Origin of the sequence: Kribbella orskensis (assembly GCF_004342085.1) — a bacterium.
Taxonomy (GTDB): Bacteria; Actinomycetota; Actinomycetes; order Propionibacteriales; family Kribbellaceae; genus Kribbella; species Kribbella orskensis.
The window spans coordinates 122,062-137,745 of sequence record NZ_SLWM01000009.1; the positions used below are offsets into that span (position 1 = coordinate 122,062).

A 15,684-nucleotide genomic window follows, 5' to 3' on the forward strand; every position below is an offset into this window, starting at 1 on the left:
CCGCCGGTGGCCGGAACGGACTTGGACGGGATTGCGATCGCACTCGAGGCCGCTCTGGTGTCAGCGAACCCGACGGACTGACGGGCAGACTCACGGTATGCGTCGCACGGCGCCCGACCGTCGCACTATCGCGCTGCGCAGGGCGGGCGCCGTTCGGCGCCGTGAGTACGGTGCGGTCAGGCGAGCGCTTTGGCCTTGAGGGACTCGTACTCCGCCTGCGTGATGGTTCCGGAATCGAGCAGCGCCTTGGCGCTCGCGATCTGCTCGGTCGGGGCCTGGGAGGAGCCTGCAACCTGCTGGATGTACTTGTCCTGCTCGGCCTGGCGCTGCGCAACCGCCTGCACCTGCCGCTCGGTCATGCTCCGGCCCCGAACGATGAGGTAGATCAGCGCGCCCACCCACGGCACGAAGATGAGCAGGATCGCCCAACCGGCCTTCGCCCAGCCACTGAGGGATCTGTCGCCGAACAGGTCGAAGAGGCAACGGAACCAGACCACCAGTGCGGCGATCCAGATGAAGAACCAGAAGCTCCACAAGAGAACTTCCCCGAAGTCATTCGTGATTGCGTCCATGGTCGTTCCTTCACGAGGTCGGTCCACGCGCCGTCCGGGTGAGCGCCGCGTCTCAGCCTCCCAGAGGGCGTCGGTTACCGCCAGTGGTCAGCCGCCGAAGATTCAGATGCCTGGGGCCACAAGCGCCGGCGGCCCCCGACAGCTCAGCGCACGTCTCGACCGAGCCCCGAAACGGAAAAATGCCTCCGATCAGTTGATCGAGAGGCATTCGCGGCGGGACGGTGGAAAAGGCGCCCCCGGCAGGATTCGAACCTGCGCACCCGCCTCCGGAGGGCGGTGCTCTATCCCCTGAGCTACGGGGGCTCAGGAACGGCAGAACAGTACCAGGAAATTCGGCCAGGTCTTGCACCGGGGAGACCCTGAACGGTCCCTGGGTCTTCCGCGCGGCGGGATCAACCGTGGGTACCGGACGTCATAGTGGTCGTAAGTCGATAGCACCGAAAGGATTTCTGACAATGGCTACCACCTTGGTCCGTCCGTCCCGCGGTCGCTGGATCGGCGGTGTCTGCGCCGGGCTGGCCCGGAGGTTCGGGACCACGCCGAACGTAATGCGCCTCATCTTCGTGATCAGCTGCATCCTGCCCGGCCCGCAGTTCCTGGTCTACATCGTGCTGTGGATCCTGATGCCGTCGGAGGACTGAGCAGCCGGGCATGAAAACCTGCTCTCCATGAGAGTCGGTTCCCGGCGCCGGGCGAGCGCGTTGGCGGCCGCCGTCGCGGTGGGCCTGCTGCCCGTGGTGAGCGGCTGCCAGGTCGGTCCGGCGCCGCCCGGTCCGGCGGAGATCCGGTCCGGGCCGCCGCCGTGGGACGCGCCGCGTGACGCCGTGTCGTACATCGAGAAGGCCGGCTTCGAGCGGTTGCCCCTCGACTTCAGCGGACCGGCGCCGTACACGGTGAAGGTCGCGGTGACGGTCGACGGGAACGCGATACAGATCCCGGCCGGCATCGGCGTCGACCGGGTCCGGGCCGAGCAGGCCGCGATCCACACGCATGCCACCGACGGTGTCGTCTACGTCGAGGCCAAGACGAAGGCCGAGCGGCCGACCCTGAAGCAGTTCTTCGAGCTCTGGGGCGTCCGGTACGACGGCAAGTGCCTGGGCGACGCGTGCTCGTCGGTCACCGTCCGGGTCAACGGCCAGCCGGCCGCCTGGGACACGAAACTCTCCCGCGAGAGCCTGATCCAGGTGGAAGCCACCGGTTGACGGCAGGAACCTGGCATCACGCCGTACTGCGGCCCCGTGGTGCGGTTGGCTGAACCCATGGCGAAGCACGTGACCATGATCCTGACCTGCGCTCGCGTGCCTGCCGTACCGGGCTGTGGATACTGAGTCAAGGGTTCGGCGCCGGGGCCATTAGGCTGGGCCGGTGACTCCGGAACAGCTCGCTGAGAAGATCCTGCAGGCCCTGACCGCGCTCGTCGACGACGGCACCATCACTGTCGACGGCGGGCTGCCGGGCGAGCTGAAGGTCGAGCGACCCAAGAACCCCGAGCACGGGGACTACGCGACCAATGTGGCGATGCAGCTCGGCAAGCGCTCCGGCATGCCGCCGCGGCAGTTCGCGGAACTGCTCGCCGCCAAGCTGACCGACGACGAGGCGATCACCGAGGTGGAGATCGCCGGACCGGGCTTCATCAACATCCGGGTCGCCGCCGACGCCCAGGGCAAGATCGCCGCCTCGATCGTGGAGGCCGGCGCGCAGTACGGCAGCAGCGACTCGCTCAAGGGCCAGGCGATCAACCTCGAGTTCATCTCCGCCAACCCGACCGGCCCGCTGCACCTCGGCCACACCCGCTGGGCGGCCGTCGGCGACGCGCTGGCCCGGGTGCTGAACGCGGCCGGCGCGGTCGTCACCCGCGAGTTCTACGTGAACGACCGCGGCGCCCAGATGGACAAGTTCGGCGCCTCCCTGCAGGCCGCGGCGCACGGCGAGCCGATCCCCGAGGACGGCTACCACGGCGAGTACATCAACGATCTCGCGAAGCAGATCGTCGCCGAGGTGCCGGACATCACCAAGCTGCCGGAGGACGAGCAGCTGGTCGCGTTCCGCGAGGCAGGGTACGAGCGTCAGCTCAAGGAGCAGCAGAGCCAGCTCGAGCACTTCCGGACCAAGTTCGACGTCTGGACGTCCGAGCGCAGCCTGCACGAGCAGGACGGCGTCGGCCACGCGATCGAGAAGCTCCGTGAGCAGGGCCACCTCTACGAGGCCGACGACGCGCTCTGGATGCGCACCACCGACTTCACCGACGACAAGGACCGGGTGCTGATCCGGTCCAACGGCGAGCCGACGTACTTCGCCTCCGACGCCGCGTACTACGTGAACAAGCGCGAGCGCGGCTTCGAGGTGGCGATCTACCTGCTCGGCGCGGACCACCACGGGTACGTGAACCGCCTGAAGGCGATCGCGGCCTGCGCGGGCGACGACCCCGAGCACAACATCGAGATCCTGATCGGCCAGCTGGTGAAGATCCTCAAGAACGGCGAGGAGATGAAGCTGTCGAAGCGGGCCGGCACCATCGTCACGCTCGCCGAGCTGGTCGAGGAGAGCGGCGTCGACCCGCTGCGGTACACGTTGTGCCGCTACCCGGTGGACTCGCCGCTGACGCTGGACATCGAGGAGATGACCCGGCAGGTCAGCGAGAACCCGGTGTACTACGTGCAGTACGCGCACGCCCGGCTCGCCTCGATCCTGCGCAACGCGGACGATCTCGGGATCAAGCTGGACGAGTTCGACCCCGGCCTGCTCAGTCACGAGCGCGAGGGCGACCTGCTCCGGGCGCTCGCCGAGTTCCCCCGGGTGGTCGCCACCGCGGCCGAGCTGCGGGAGCCGCACCGGATCGCCCGGTACCTCGAGGACACCGCGTCGGCGTTCCACAAGTTCTACGACAGCTGCCGGGTGCTTCCGCGCGGCGACGAGGAGGTCGAGCCGGTGCACAAGGCTCGCCTGACCCTGGTGGGCGCCACCAGGACTGTTCTCGCCAACGGGCTCGACCTGCTCGGCGTCTCCGCCCCGGAGCGGATGTGAGGGCGCGCGAGGTGCGGTCCGGACAGGCCGAGGCAGGGCACCCTCGACCGTCGTGGTTGCGTCCCCCGGAGGATGTCAACGACCTCGTCCCGCAACTGTGGTCGTCGACCGCGACCAAGAACACCGACGGCGCGCTCCAAGTGGGCGGCGTCGACGTGCGCGAGCTGGTTGCGGAGCACGGCACACCGGCCTACTTGCTGGACGAAGCGGACTTCCGCGCCCGGGCCCGGGCGTTCCGCGAAGGATTCAAGGACTTCGCCGTCTACTACGGCGGCAAGGCGTTCCTGTGCACGACCGTGGTGCGCTGGGTGATGGAGGAGGGACTCAACCTCGACATCTGCTCAGGTGGTGAGCTTGCTGTCGCCCTTCGGGCCGGCGCCGATCCCAAGCGACTGGGGTTCCACGGCAACAACAAGTCCGAGGCCGAGCTGGCTCGCGCACTCGACGCGGGGATCGGGCGGATCATCGTCGACTCGTTCCACGAGATCGAGCGGCTGACCCGGCTCGCCGCGGAGCGGGGCGTGGTGGCGCCGGTGATGGTCCGGGTGACCGCCGGTATCGAGGCGCACACCCACGCCTACATCGCGACCGCGCACCAGGACCAGAAGTTCGGCTTCTCGATCACCACCGGCGACGCGTTCGATGCCGTTGCCCGGATCAACGAAACGGCGGAGCTGGAACTGCTGGGGCTGCATTCCCACATCGGTTCGCAGATCTTCGACTCGTCCGGGTTCGAGATGGCCGCTCGGCGGCTGATCGCCTTGCACGCAAGGGTTTCCGACGAGCTCGGCGTCGACATGCCGGAGCTCGACCTGGGCGGCGGATTCGGGATCGCCTACACCACCCAGGATGATCCGTCCGACCCGGCCCAGCTGGCCACCGAGCTCGGCAAGATCGTCGAGCACGAGTGCAAGGCGCTCGACCTCGCGGTGCCGAAGCTGTCGATCGAGCCGGGGCGGGCGATCGTCGGACCTGCGGTCTGCACGGTCTACACCGTCGGCACCACCAAGGAGGTGGCGCTCGACTTCGGCGAGTCCCGCACCTACGTGTCCGTCGACGGCGGGATGAGCGACAACATCCGCACCGCGCTGTACGACGCGGACTACTCCTGCACGCTCGCCAACCGGTACTCCGACGAGGGCCCCAGGCTGTCCCGGGTGGTCGGCAAGCACTGCGAGTCCGGTGACGTCGTGGTGAAGGACGAGTTCCTGCCCGCCGACGTGGCCCCGGGCGACCTGGTCGCCGTACCGGGGACCGGGGCCTACTGCCGGTCGATGGCGAGCAACTACAACCACGTACCGCGGCCACCGGTGATCGCGGTCAAGGACGGCCGGACGCGCGTCGTCGTACGGCGGGAGACCGAGGACGACATGCTCAGCCTGGACATGGGGGCCGAATGACCGAGAACGCGGACAAGCCGCTCGCAGAAGAGAAACAGCCGCTGAAGGTGGCGCTGCTCGGGTGCGGCGTGGTCGGCACCGAGGTGGTCCGGATCCTCACCGAACGCGCCGACGACCTGGCCGCCCGGGTCGGCGCGCCGCTGGAGATCGCGGGCATCGCGGTCCGCCGGGCCGGCCGGACCCGCGACATCGCGGTCGACCCCGCGCTGATCACCACCGACGCGCAGGCGCTCGTCTCGCGCGGCGACCTGGACCTGGTGATCGAGGTGATCGGCGGCATCGAGCCCGCCCGCGGCCTGATCCTGACCGCGCTGGAGAACGGCGCCTCCGTGATCACCGCGAACAAGGCCCTGCTCGCCGAGGACGGCCCGACGCTCTTCGCCGCCGCCGAGAAGTACGAGCGCGACCTGTACTTCGAGGCCGCCGTGGCCGGTGCGATCCCGATCCTGCGGCCGCTGCGCGAGTCGCTGGCCGGTGACGACGTGGTCCGGGTGATGGGCATCGTCAACGGCACCACGAACTACATCCTCGACAAGATGGACTCCACCGGCGCCGGCTTCGACGAGGCGCTGGAGGAGGCCCAGGCCCTCGGGTACGCCGAGGCCGATCCGACCGCCGACATCGAGGGCTTCGACGCCGCGGCCAAGGCGGCGCTGCTGGCCAGTCTGGCCTTCCACACCAGGGTTTCCATCGCCGACGTGCACCGCGAGGGCATCACCGAGGTGACCGCGACGGACATCGCCTCGGCCCGGGAGATGGGCTGCGTGGTGAAGTTCCTGGCGATCTGCGAGCTGGACGAGGCGAGCGACTCGGTCGGCGCCCGGGTCTACCCGGCGATGATCCCGCTGAGTCATCCGCTGGCCTCCGTCCGGGACGCCTACAACGCCGTGTTCGTGGAATCCAAAGCGGCCGGCCAGCTGATGTTCTATGGTCGTGGTGCCGGCGGCGCCCCGACGGCCAGTGCTGTCCTCGGGGATCTGGTGTCCGCCGCGCGCAACCGGCTCAAGGGTGTGCCGGGGGTCGGCGAGTCGTCGTACACCCAGCGGGCAGCCCGTCCGATGGGTGCCACCATGACCCGCTACCACGTGTCGCTGGACGTGGCCGACAAGGCCGGCGTGCTGGCGGCGGTGGCCCACGCCTTCGCCGAGCACGACGTGTCGATCCAGACCGTCCGCCAGGAGGGCAGGGGCGGTGACGCGCAACTCGTGGTGGTCACCCACACCGCCACCGACGCCGCGTTGTCCGCGACCGTGGAGGCCCTGCGCGACATGGACATCGTCCGCGAAGTCAGCAGTGTCATGCGGGTTGAAGGAGACTGATCGCAATGGCGAACCAGCGGCCACACCTGTGGCGAGGCGTGATCGAGGAATACCGCGACCGGCTGCCGGTCTCGACGGACACCCCGGTGGTCACGCTCGGCGAGGGCGGTACGCCGCTGGTGGCCGCGCAGTGGCTCAGCGAGAAGACCAACTGCGAGGTCTGGCTCAAGGTCGAGGGCAACAACCCGACCGGCTCGTTCAAGGACCGCGGCATGACCGTGGCGATCTCGCTGGCCGCGCAGGCCGGTGACAAGGCCGTCGTCTGCGCCTCGACCGGGAACACCTCCGCCTCGGCCGCGGCGTACGCGGTGCGGGCCGGGTTGTTGCCGTTGGTGCTGATCCCGGCCGGCCGGATCGCCAAGGGCAAGCTCGCGCAGGCGATCGTGCACGGCGCGCAGCTGGTCTCGATCGACGGCGGCTTCGACGACTGCCTCCGGATCGTGCGCGAGCTCGGCAAGCACTACCCGGTCGCGCTGGTGAACTCGGTGAACCCGGTCCGGCTGGAAGGCCAGAAGACCGCGGCGTTCGAGGTCTGCGACGCGCTCGGCGACGCCCCGGACCTGCACGTGCTCCCGGTCGGCAACGCGGGCAACATCGCGGCGTACTGGAAGGGCTATTCGGAGTACAAGAAGGACAAGATCTCCTCGAAAGCCCCGCAGATGTGGGGCTTCCAGGCCGAGGGCGCCGCGCCGATCGTGCGCGGTGCGATCGTCGAGAACCCCGACACGGCGGCCACCGCGATCCGCGTCGGCAACCCCGCCTCCTGGACGCTGGCCGAAGCCGCCCGGGACGAGTCGGGCGGCCGGATCGAGGCCGTCACGGACGACCAGATCCTCTCCGCGCAGCGCGAACTGGCCGCTCGGGAAGGGGTCTTCGTCGAGCCCGCCTCGGCTGCCGGTGTGGCCGGCCTGCTCGCGACGAAGGCCGCCGGCCGGCTCGATGGCGGCCTGACTGTGGTGATCACCGTCACAGGTCACGGCCTGAAGGACATCGACACCGCCCTGGCCTATGCGCCGCCCGTGGAGGCTCCGGTGACCCCGGCGGACACGGACGCGGTGGCGCGCGTCGCGGGACTGGCCTGAGATGACCGTCCGGGTCCGCGTCCCGGCGACCAGCGCGAATCTCGGCCCCGGCTTCGACGCCTTCGGCCTCGCCCTGACCCTGTACGACGAACTGACGGTGACCCCGGGTGGTTCCGGTGTCACCGTCGAGGTTGTCGGGCCGGGGGAGGGCGAGGTGGCGCTGGACGAGTCGCACCTGGTGGTCCGCGCGATCCGCGCCGGGCTGGAGTCGCTCGGCGCCGCGGTGCCGGGGTTCACCTTGCGCTGCGAGAACCGCATTCCGCACGGCCGCGGCCTGGGATCCTCCTCGGCCGCGATCGTCGGAGGCCTGGCCGCCGCCTACGGTCTGACCGGCACGCCGCTCGACCGCGACCAGGTGGTGTCGCTCGCCCATCAGCTCGAGGGACACCCGGACAACGTGGCAGCCAGTGTGCTCGGTGGTTTCACCATCGCATGGACCGAAGGGGATGCCGGGCGGGCTGTGCGGTTGGAGCCGGTCGAAGGATTGACGGCCGTGGCGTATGTGCCGCAGACGCGGGTTCTGACGAAGGCGGCTCGCGGGTTGCTGCCCGACGTGGTACCGCATGGTGACGCCGCGGCCAACGCCGGGAAGTCGGCGTTGCTCGTGGCTGCGTTGACGAATCGGCCCGATCTGCTGATGACGGCGACCGAGGATCGGCTGCACCAGGAATACCGGGAGCCGGCCATGCCGGAGAGCCTCGCCCTGGTCCAGAAGTTGCGGGGGAGTGGCCTGCCGGCCGTCATCAGCGGAGCCGGTCCGACGGTGCTCGTGCTGGGCGGCCCAGGTGGGACCTCTGCGGCGTCCGCGCCCGAGCCACCCGACGGCTGGTCGCGCTATGACCTGGGCGTTGATCCAGTCGGCGTACAGGTCTGGTCCGGAGCGGTCTGAGGCGCAGATAGGGTGAGCCAGGAATTATCGGTTCCGGACGCGCGTTATACCTCCCGAGTCACCAGAAGGACCCCCAGTGGTGCTAGTCTCGACTCACCCGATCCCCTCCAGGTGATCGGCGAACTCTCGCCGCAATCGGGCTTTGCTCCCGGCACCCAGGTGTACGTGGCGTCCCCCCGTGAAGGACTTGCGCCGCCTGCGCAGGAGATTTCCGGGGGAACCCAGATTCAGCGAGAGCCGCCACTTTATGCCCGCGTCGCCGTTTCGTCGGTCGCGGGAGATGATTCCGGGCGATGAGCCTTCTGGACATCGTCCATCCGTGTGGGAAGGACCTCACGTGACAGAAACTGTTGAAGCCTCCAACGGAGCCGACGCAACGTCGGCCCCGGGCACCGACGCGACGGCTACCGCCGCGCCGCGTCGCCGCAAGACCGGAGGCGGCCTCGAGGGCATGCTGCTCCCCGAGCTCAAGCAGCTCGCCGGGACGCTCGGCATCAAGGGCACCGGCGCTCTGCGCAAGGGCCAGCTGATCGAGGCGATCAAGGCTGCCCAGACAGGCGGCGGCTCGACGGGCGGTTCCCGCTCGCGTTCGAGCCAGCCGACCCTCGACGAGGCGGCCGCGGAGCCTGAGGTGCGCTCTCCGAGCGCCGAGGCTCCCGCTCAGGAGACCCCGCAGCGCACCGGCAGCCGCCGGACCCGAGCTGCCGCCGTACAGACCGGGGCCGCCGAGCAGAATGGCGCCACTACTCCGGCCATCGAAGCGCCCGCGGCGCAGAACGGCTCCACTCCGGCCGAGACCGTCCAGGTGCCGGAGAAGGCAGCCGAGCAGACCTCCGAGCAGTCCGAGCGTGGTGCCGAGAGCCGCGCCGACCGGGCCGACGGGAGCCGCGACCGCAACCGTGGCCGCGACAACCAGCGCACCGACAACCGCGACGGCGCTCAGAACCGGGACGGCCGTGAGGGCCAGAACCGTGACGGCGCCCAGAACCGCGATGGTGCCCAGAGCCGCGATGGTGCCCAGAGCCGCGATGGTGCTCAGAGCCGCGATGGTCAGCGGGACAACCAGCGTGGCGACCGCGCCGACGGCGGTCAGAACCGCGACGGTCGCGACGGTCAGAACCGCAACGACGGCCGGGCCGACCAGCGCAACGACGGTGGCCGGGACAATCGTGGCGACAACCGCGACCGGCAGAGCGACCGTGGCGAGGAGGGCGATGGCCGTCGCCGTCGCCGCCGGGGCCGCGATCGCGACCGGGGTGGCCGCGACACGGGTGGTCGCGACACCGGGCGTGACAGTGGGCGTGACAGTGGCCGCAACCGCGGCCGCAGCGAGCGCTTCGAGCCGGAGCCGACGATCAGCGAGGACGACGTCCTGGTCCCGGCCGCGGGCATCCTCGACGTGCTCGACAACTACGCCTTCGTCCGGACCAGCGGCTACCTGCCGGGCCCGAACGACGTGTACGTCGCGCTGTCGATGGTGAAGCGCTACGGCCTGCGCAAGGGTGACGCGATCACCGGCGCGGTGAAGCAGCCGTCGGACGGCGAGCGCAAGGAGAAGTTCAACCCGCTCGTCCGGATCGACACCGTCAACGGGTCGGACCCCGAGGTAGCCAAGCAGCGTCAGGACTTCAACAAGCTGACGCCGCTCTACCCGACCGAGCGGCTTCGCCTCGAGACCGAGCCGAACATCCTCACCACCCGGATCGTCGACATCGTCAGCCCGATCGGCAAGGGCCAGCGTGGCCTGATCGTGTCGCCGCCGAAGGCCGGTAAGACGATGGTGCTGCAGGCGCTGGCGAACGCGATCACCACGAACAACCCCGAAGTACACCTGATGGTCGTGCTGGTGGACGAGCGGCCCGAAGAGGTCACCGACATGCAGCGCACGGTCAAGGGTGAGGTCATCGCCTCCACCTTCGACCGGCCGGCCGACGACCACACCACGGTCGCGGAGCTGGCGATCGAGCGGGCCAAGCGCCTGGTCGAGCTGGGTCACGACGTGGTCGTGCTGCTCGACTCGATCACCCGCCTGGGCCGGGCGTACAACATCGCGGCACCGGCCAGCGGCCGGATCCTGTCCGGTGGTGTCGACTCGTCGGCGCTGTACCCGCCGAAGCGGTTCTTCGGCGCGGCCCGCAACATCGAGGACGGCGGCTCGCTGACCATTCTCGCCACCGCGCTGATCGAGACCGGCTCCAAGATGGACGAGGTCATCTTCGAGGAGTTCAAGGGCACCGGCAACATGGAGCTGAGGCTCCGCCGCGAGTTCGCCGACCGCCGGATCTTCCCGGCCATCGACGTGGTCGCCTCCGGTACCCGCCGCGAGGAACTCCTGATGAGCAAGGACGAGACCCAGGTGGTCTGGAAGCTCCGCCGGGTGCTCTCCGCCCTCGACGGCCAGGCCGCCCTGGAACTCCTGATCGGCAAGCTCAAGGAGAGCAAGTCGAACATCGAGTTCCTCCTCCAGGTCAACAAGACCACCCCGTCCCCCAGCGGCCGAAACACCGACGACGGCAACTGAGGCAGGTTCTGGCAGAACGGTCCTCCCGGGGTTGCCCGGGCGGACCGTTTGCCTTCTTGTCTGCCGGGTCCGCCGTACCCCCGGATTCGTCAGTCTGGGACCGCCCATGGCAGAATCGTGTGTTGGTTCCGGTTCACGTTCGTGACGTGCGGGCGACCCGGGCCGCCTTGACTCGAGGAGATCCATGAAGAGCGACATCCACCCGAACTACGTGGCGACCAAGGTGACCTGCACCTGTGGCGCGACGTTCGAGACGCACTCGACCGCGGAGAACGGCGTGATCCACGCCGACGTCTGCTCCCAGTGCCACCCGTTCTACACCGGCAAGCAGAAGATCCTTGACACCGGTGGCCGGGTTGCCCGGTTCGAGAAGCGGTACGCCAAGAAGTAGCGACTTTCCGGCGCCGGTCCACGATCCCTCACGGGTTCGGGGACCGGCGCCGTTGCGTTGTCCGGGTTCGCTGGTTCACGAGTCGCAAGGTCAGAGAGAGGGTGCGGGGCATGTTCGAGGCGGTGCAGACGCTGAAGGCGGAGTACGCCGAGCTGGAACGCCAGATGGCGGATCCGGAGCTGCATTCCGACCAGGGCAACGCGCGCAAGGTCGGCAAGCGGTACGCCGCGCTGGCGCCGGTGGTCCGGACCTATGACGAGTGGCTGCAGACCGCCGGCGACATCGAGGCGGCCCGCGAGCTCGCGCACGAGGACCCGTCGTTCGCCGAGGAGGCCACCAAGCTCGAGCACCGGCGCGAGGAGCTGGCCGAGAAGCTGCAGGTGCTGCTGGTGCCGCGCGACCCGAGCGACGACAAGGACGCGATCCTCGAGATCAAGGCCGGCGAGGGGGGCGACGAGTCCGCCCTGTTCGCGGGTGACCTGCTGAAGATGTACCTGAAGTACGCCGAGTCGCAGAACTGGAAGACCGAGGTACTGGATTCGGCGGAGTCGGATCTGGGTGGCTACAAGTCGATCACCGTCGCCGTGAAGGCCAAGGGGACCCCCGAGCCGGGCGAGGCGCCGTATGCGAAGCTGAAGTTCGAGGGCGGCGTGCACCGGGTGCAGCGGGTGCCGGTGACGGAGTCGCAGGGGCGGATCCACACCTCGGCGGCCGGCGTGCTGGTGCTGCCGGAGGCGGAGGATGTCGACGTCGAGATCGACCCGAACGATCTGCGCATCGACGTGTTCCGGTCGTCCGGGCCGGGCGGGCAGAGCGTCAACACGACCGACTCGGCGGTGCGGATCACGCATCTCCCGACCGGGATCGTCGTCTCGATGCAGAACGAGAAGTCCCAGCTGCAGAACCGCGAACAGGCCATGCGCGTACTGCGCTCCCGGCTGCTCGCCGCAGCCCAGGAAGCCGCCGACCAGGAGGCGTCCGACGCGCGCCGGCTGCAGATCCGGACGGTGGACCGGTCGGAGCGGGTTCGCACCTACAACTTCCCGGAGAACCGGTTCTCGGACCACCGGGTCGGCTACAAGGCGCACAACCTGGACCAGGTGCTTGGTGGGGACCTGGCGCCGGTGATCCAGGCGCTGACCGAGGCTGATCTGGCGGCGCGTCTCGAGGCTGTCGACTCGCAGTGAGTACTCGTACCTTGCTGGCGGAGGCTACGGCTCGGTTGGCCGAGGCTGGAGTGGCTTCACCCGACTATGACGCGGCTGAGCTGCTTGCGCATGTGACAGGTAGCAGCCGGCTTCAGCTTGCGCTTGTTGAGCCGACGGCCGAGCAGGAGGCGCAGTACGCAGTACTGGTGGGTCGGAGGGCTCAGCGGGAGCCGCTGCAGCATCTGACTGGTACTGCGGCGTTTCGGTATCGCGAGCTTGCGGTCGGGCCTGGGGTGTTCGTGCCGCGGCCTGAGACTGAGGTGCTGGTGGGGTGGATTCTCGATCGGCTGGTTGGGGTTGAGGCGCCGCTGGTGGTGGATCTTTGTAGTGGTTCTGGGGCTATTGCTGGTGCGGTTGCTACTGAGCGGCCGGATAGCACGGTGCATGCGGTTGAGTTGTCGCCGGAGGCTTGCGTCTGGGCTCGCCGGAATTTGGCGGGGACGGGAGCGACCTTGCATGAGGGGGATATCGATGGGTGTCTGCCGGAGTTGAACGGGAAGGTTGACGCGGTGATCTCGAATCCGCCGTACATCCCTTTGACTGCTTGGGAATCGGTCACTGCCGAGGTCCGTGACCATGATCCGGCGTTGGCCTTGTGGTCGGGGGACGATGGTTTGGATGAGATCAAGGTCGTGGCGGCGACTGCCGGCCGTTTGCTGAAGCCCGGCGGCTGGTTCGGCTGCGAACACGCCGACGTCCAGGGCGAATCAGCCCCCGCCGTCTTCACCTCCACAACCCTCTTCACCGAAATCCGAGACCAGCAAGACCTATCCGGACGCCCTCGCTTCACCACCGGCCGCCGAATCTGACTCCCGCCCCCGGCCGGCGTCCGGGAGGGCGCACACCAACCTCCCACCCCACAGTCTGGTTCCTGTACTGCGGGCCCGGGATTGGCGCACGTTGGCTCAGTTGGATCAACCCTCGCGGGGCGGCTGATCGGCCCCAGCGCGAAGCACACCCCGGCGCCTCGGGCGCTCACGCGGTGCACAAGGTGCGCCTTCGGCCGCCCGCTGACGGGTCGTTCGCCGGCTGGCGCCTTGTAAGCCGCCAGCCGGCGAACAACCTGCCAGCGAAAGCGTTCGCCGGCGCACACCTCGCGCACCTCGCCGGGCGACTACTCGTAGACGACGTATTCGGGGCGGGGTTTCAGGGAGAGGACTTGGGTGGGGGTCATCAGGGGGCCGTGGCGGGTGTCTTCCTGGTAGAAGAGTTTGAAGCCGGCGTGGATGCCCGGGGGGAGGGTGGGGGTGAGTTTGCGCCAGGTGGTTTCTTTGTCGGTTCGGTGGCCGATGCCGTCGACGGACTTGATGGTGACAACGCCGGGGTGGGGTTTGAGGGCGCGCTCGTTCGTGAGGATCCGGACCGAGAGCTGGTGGAAGACGAAGACCTTTTCGGGGAGCTTGTTCTTCGTCACCAAGGTGGAGAGGTAGGCGGCGATCACGCTCAGTTCGGCGCCGCTGGTGTGGCCGAAGACGCGGCCGGGGACCTGGGTGGGGCCTACTGCCCACTCCGGGTCGAAGGCGAGGCCTACGTCGGGTTCGTCGAGCCAGCGTTCGAGGCGTTTCACCTCGTCCACGATCTTGGCGCGGCCGGGCTGGACGTCGAGGAGCAGCAGCATGCGGTGTTTGCGAGCGACCGTCAGGTAGTTCTGGATGTCGGCGTCGGAGATGCGGGTGCGGTACTTGCCGTCCTTGCCGGGGTGGCCGTTCGCGACCACGGCGATGAGCTCCATCACCGGTTGCGGGGTACGGCCGGCGGCGTAGGACTTCGAGAGCTTCTCGAGCCTGGCGGCCTTCGCTTCGAGGTTGCTGTCGAGCGGGCCGAGCGATGGCGAACCCGGCATCCCGACGTACCCGACCAGTTGGTACTTCGGGAAGATCTGACGGCCGCCGCGGGGGAGTTCACCGTCGGAGGCCGCCGCGGGAGTAGGAGTGGTGGACGGCTCCGGCGTCGGCGTGGGCTGGGCGGCTGGGGCCGGGGTTGTGGGCGCCGGCAAGTCGCTGCAACTGCTCATTGCTGCCAGCAGCATCAACACGGCTGCGGTGGCGACTGGAGCCTTGCGCGGAACGACCACCGGACCAGGGAACCACGCCTCGCCAACTCAGCCACAGCGGAGCGTGTCACCCCGCTACCTGTGCCGTCAGGCCTTGGTGAGGTAGTCGTCGATCTCGGTGAGCAGTGCGGTTTTCACCGAGTCCTCGGCGAAGGACACCCGCACGGCCGTCCGGGCGAGCTCGGCCACGCCGGCCTCGTCGAGCTCCAGCAGTTCGGCGGCGACGGCGTACTCGTTGACCAGGTCGGTCCCGAACATCGGCGGGTCGTCGGAGTTGATGGTGACGACCAGTCCCGCCTCGACCATCGCGCGCAGCGGGTGCTCCTCGTACGACGCGACCGCGCGGGTGGCGAGGTTCGACGTCGGGCTGACCTCCAGCGGGATCCTGTGCTCGCCCAGGTAGTCGACCAGCGCCGGGTCCTGCATCGCGGAGGTGCCGTGGCCGATGCGCTCCGCCTTCAGCGCGCGCAGCGCGTCCCAGATCGTCTCGGGCCCGGTGGTCTCACCCGCGTGCGGCACGCTGTGCAGACCGACGGCCCGCGCGGCATCGAAGTACGGCGCGAACTGCGGCCGCGGTACGCCGACCTCCGGGCCGCCGAGTCCGAAGGCGACCAGGCCGTCGGGCCGGATCCCGGTCGCGATCCGGGTGGTCTCGATCGCGGCGGGGATCCCGCTCTCGCCGGGGATGTCGAAGATCCAGCGCAGCGTCACGCCGAGTTCCTTCTCCGCCGCGGTCCGGGCGTCCTCGATCGCCTCGCAGAACGCCTCGGGCGCGATACCCCGCTGGACCGAGGTGTACGGCGTCACCGTGAGCTCGGAGTACCGGATGTTCTGCGCGGCCATCTCCCGGGCGATCTCGTAGGTCAGCAGCCGCACGTCGTCGGGGGTGCTGACCAGGTCGACCACGGTCAGGTAGACGTCGATGAACTTCGCGAAGTCGGTGAAGGTGAAGTACTCCGCGAGCGCGGCCGCGTCCGCCGGCACGGGGGAGTCGGGGTGCCGCGCGGCCAGCTCGGCCACGATCCGCGGCGACGCCGATCCGACATGGTGGACATGCAGTTCGGCCTTCGGCAAACCGGTCAGGAACTCCCGCGACAAAGTCATGGCCGGGATCTTATGCAGCACTTCCCCCGGGCGGCGCGGAAGCTGACAATCATTTGTCAGGAGTCTGTTCTATGGGCCTGTGGACAGCCCGGCTGGAGTGGGGAGCCCCGCGGGTGGCACG

At 69.0% G+C, this 15,684-nt stretch carries 14 protein-coding genes and 1 tRNA gene; 11 read left to right on the plus strand and 4 right to left on the minus strand.

What is annotated here, in order from left to right:
* Positions 1-176: 176 nt before the first annotated feature.
* Entirely contained in the window at positions 177-572 is a 396-nt protein-coding gene (locus EV644_RS24050) for an SHOCT domain-containing protein (RefSeq protein WP_132190992.1), read from the minus strand.
* 231 nt (positions 573-803) lie between these two features.
* Positions 804-875: transfer RNA gene (locus tag EV644_RS24055), tRNA-Arg, on the minus strand.
* A 152-nt stretch (positions 876-1,027) separates the two neighbouring features.
* Here EV644_RS24055 and EV644_RS24060 point away from each other — a divergent pair.
* The 11 genes from EV644_RS24060 to prmC all read left to right on the plus strand — a co-directional run bounded on the left by EV644_RS24060 (position 1,028) and on the right by prmC (position 13,215).
* Entirely contained in the window at positions 1,028-1,213 is a 186-nt protein-coding gene (locus tag EV644_RS24060; RefSeq protein WP_132190991.1) for a PspC domain-containing protein, read from the plus strand.
* Positions 1,214-1,240: 27 nt separating this feature from the next.
* The gene (locus EV644_RS24065; protein ID WP_241998687.1) at positions 1,241-1,774 is read left to right on the plus strand and encodes a hypothetical protein; all 534 of its coding nucleotides are present in this window, start codon (positions 1,241-1,243) and stop codon (positions 1,772-1,774) included.
* A 163-nt stretch (positions 1,775-1,937) separates the two neighbouring features.
* Positions 1,938-3,596: an arginine--tRNA ligase gene (gene argS / locus EV644_RS24070; RefSeq protein ID WP_132190990.1), complete on the plus strand. Its 1,659-nt coding sequence runs from the start codon at positions 1,938-1,940 to the stop codon at positions 3,594-3,596.
* Positions 3,597-3,652: 56 nt separating this feature from the next.
* Positions 3,653-4,996 carry a diaminopimelate decarboxylase gene (lysA, locus tag EV644_RS24075; RefSeq protein WP_439649182.1) on the plus strand — a complete coding sequence of 448 codons (1,344 nt, stop codon included), beginning with the start codon at positions 3,653-3,655 and terminating at the stop codon, positions 4,994-4,996.
* Entirely contained in the window at positions 4,993-6,315 is a 1,323-nt protein-coding gene (locus EV644_RS24080) for a homoserine dehydrogenase (protein WP_132190988.1), read from the plus strand. The genes lysA and EV644_RS24080 overlap by 4 nt, the downstream gene beginning before the upstream one ends.
* Positions 6,316-6,320: 5 nt before the next feature.
* Positions 6,321-7,397: a threonine synthase gene (thrC, locus tag EV644_RS24085; protein ID WP_132190987.1), complete on the plus strand. Its 1,077-nt coding sequence runs from the start codon at positions 6,321-6,323 to the stop codon at positions 7,395-7,397.
* Position 7,398: 1 nt separating this feature from the next.
* The gene (thrB, locus tag EV644_RS24090; RefSeq protein ID WP_132333393.1) at positions 7,399-8,286 is read left to right on the plus strand and encodes a homoserine kinase; all 888 of its coding nucleotides are present in this window, start codon (positions 7,399-7,401) and stop codon (positions 8,284-8,286) included.
* Between the two features lie 337 nt (positions 8,287-8,623).
* A complete protein-coding gene (rho, locus tag EV644_RS24095; RefSeq protein WP_241998686.1) occupies positions 8,624-10,807 on the plus strand; it encodes a transcription termination factor Rho in 2,184 nt (727 codons plus the stop codon).
* Positions 10,808-10,991: 184 nt separating this feature from the next.
* Positions 10,992-11,198, plus strand: a complete 207-nt coding sequence (gene rpmE / locus EV644_RS24100; RefSeq protein WP_132190984.1) for a 50S ribosomal protein L31 — start codon at positions 10,992-10,994, stop codon at positions 11,196-11,198.
* A 110-nt stretch (positions 11,199-11,308) separates the two neighbouring features.
* The gene (gene prfA, locus EV644_RS24105; protein ID WP_132190983.1) at positions 11,309-12,385 is read left to right on the plus strand and encodes a peptide chain release factor 1; all 1,077 of its coding nucleotides are present in this window, start codon (positions 11,309-11,311) and stop codon (positions 12,383-12,385) included.
* A complete protein-coding gene (prmC, locus tag EV644_RS24110; protein ID WP_199239975.1) occupies positions 12,382-13,215 on the plus strand; it encodes a peptide chain release factor N(5)-glutamine methyltransferase in 834 nt (277 codons plus the stop codon). Before prfA ends, prmC begins: the two co-directional genes overlap by 4 nt.
* A 305-nt stretch (positions 13,216-13,520) precedes the next feature.
* Here prmC and EV644_RS24115 read toward each other — a convergent pair whose 3' ends face one another.
* Positions 13,521-14,480 carry a hypothetical protein gene (locus EV644_RS24115; protein ID WP_241998685.1) on the minus strand — a complete coding sequence of 320 codons (960 nt, stop codon included), beginning with the start codon at positions 14,478-14,480 and terminating at the stop codon, positions 13,521-13,523.
* A 66-nt stretch (positions 14,481-14,546) separates the two neighbouring features.
* Entirely contained in the window at positions 14,547-15,563 is a 1,017-nt protein-coding gene (locus EV644_RS24120; RefSeq protein WP_132190982.1) for an adenosine deaminase, read from the minus strand.
* Between the last annotated feature and the right edge of the window lie 121 nt (positions 15,564-15,684).

Excerpts from the sequence above, each read along its gene's own strand:
- EV644_RS24065 (WP_241998687.1), top strand. The coding sequence starts at position 1,241 with ATGAGAGTCGGTTCCCGGCGCCGGGCGAGCGCGTTGGCGGCCGCCGTC.
- thrB (WP_132333393.1), top strand. The coding sequence starts at position 7,399 with ATGACCGTCCGGGTCCGCGTCCCGGCGACCAGCGCGAATCTCGGCCCC.
- thrC (WP_132190987.1), top strand. The coding sequence starts at position 6,321 with ATGGCGAACCAGCGGCCACACCTGTGGCGAGGCGTGATCGAGGAATAC.
- prfA (WP_132190983.1), top strand. The coding sequence starts at position 11,309 with ATGTTCGAGGCGGTGCAGACGCTGAAGGCGGAGTACGCCGAGCTGGAA.
- rpmE (WP_132190984.1), top strand. The coding sequence starts at position 10,992 with ATGAAGAGCGACATCCACCCGAACTACGTGGCGACCAAGGTGACCTGC.
- EV644_RS24060 (WP_132190991.1), top strand. The coding sequence starts at position 1,028 with ATGGCTACCACCTTGGTCCGTCCGTCCCGCGGTCGCTGGATCGGCGGT.
- EV644_RS24080 (WP_132190988.1), top strand. The coding sequence starts at position 4,993 with ATGACCGAGAACGCGGACAAGCCGCTCGCAGAAGAGAAACAGCCGCTG.
- EV644_RS24120 (WP_132190982.1), bottom strand. The coding sequence starts at position 15,563 with ATGACTTTGTCGCGGGAGTTCCTGACCGGTTTGCCGAAGGCCGAACTG.
- EV644_RS24050 (WP_132190992.1), bottom strand. The coding sequence starts at position 572 with ATGGACGCAATCACGAATGACTTCGGGGAAGTTCTCTTGTGGAGCTTC.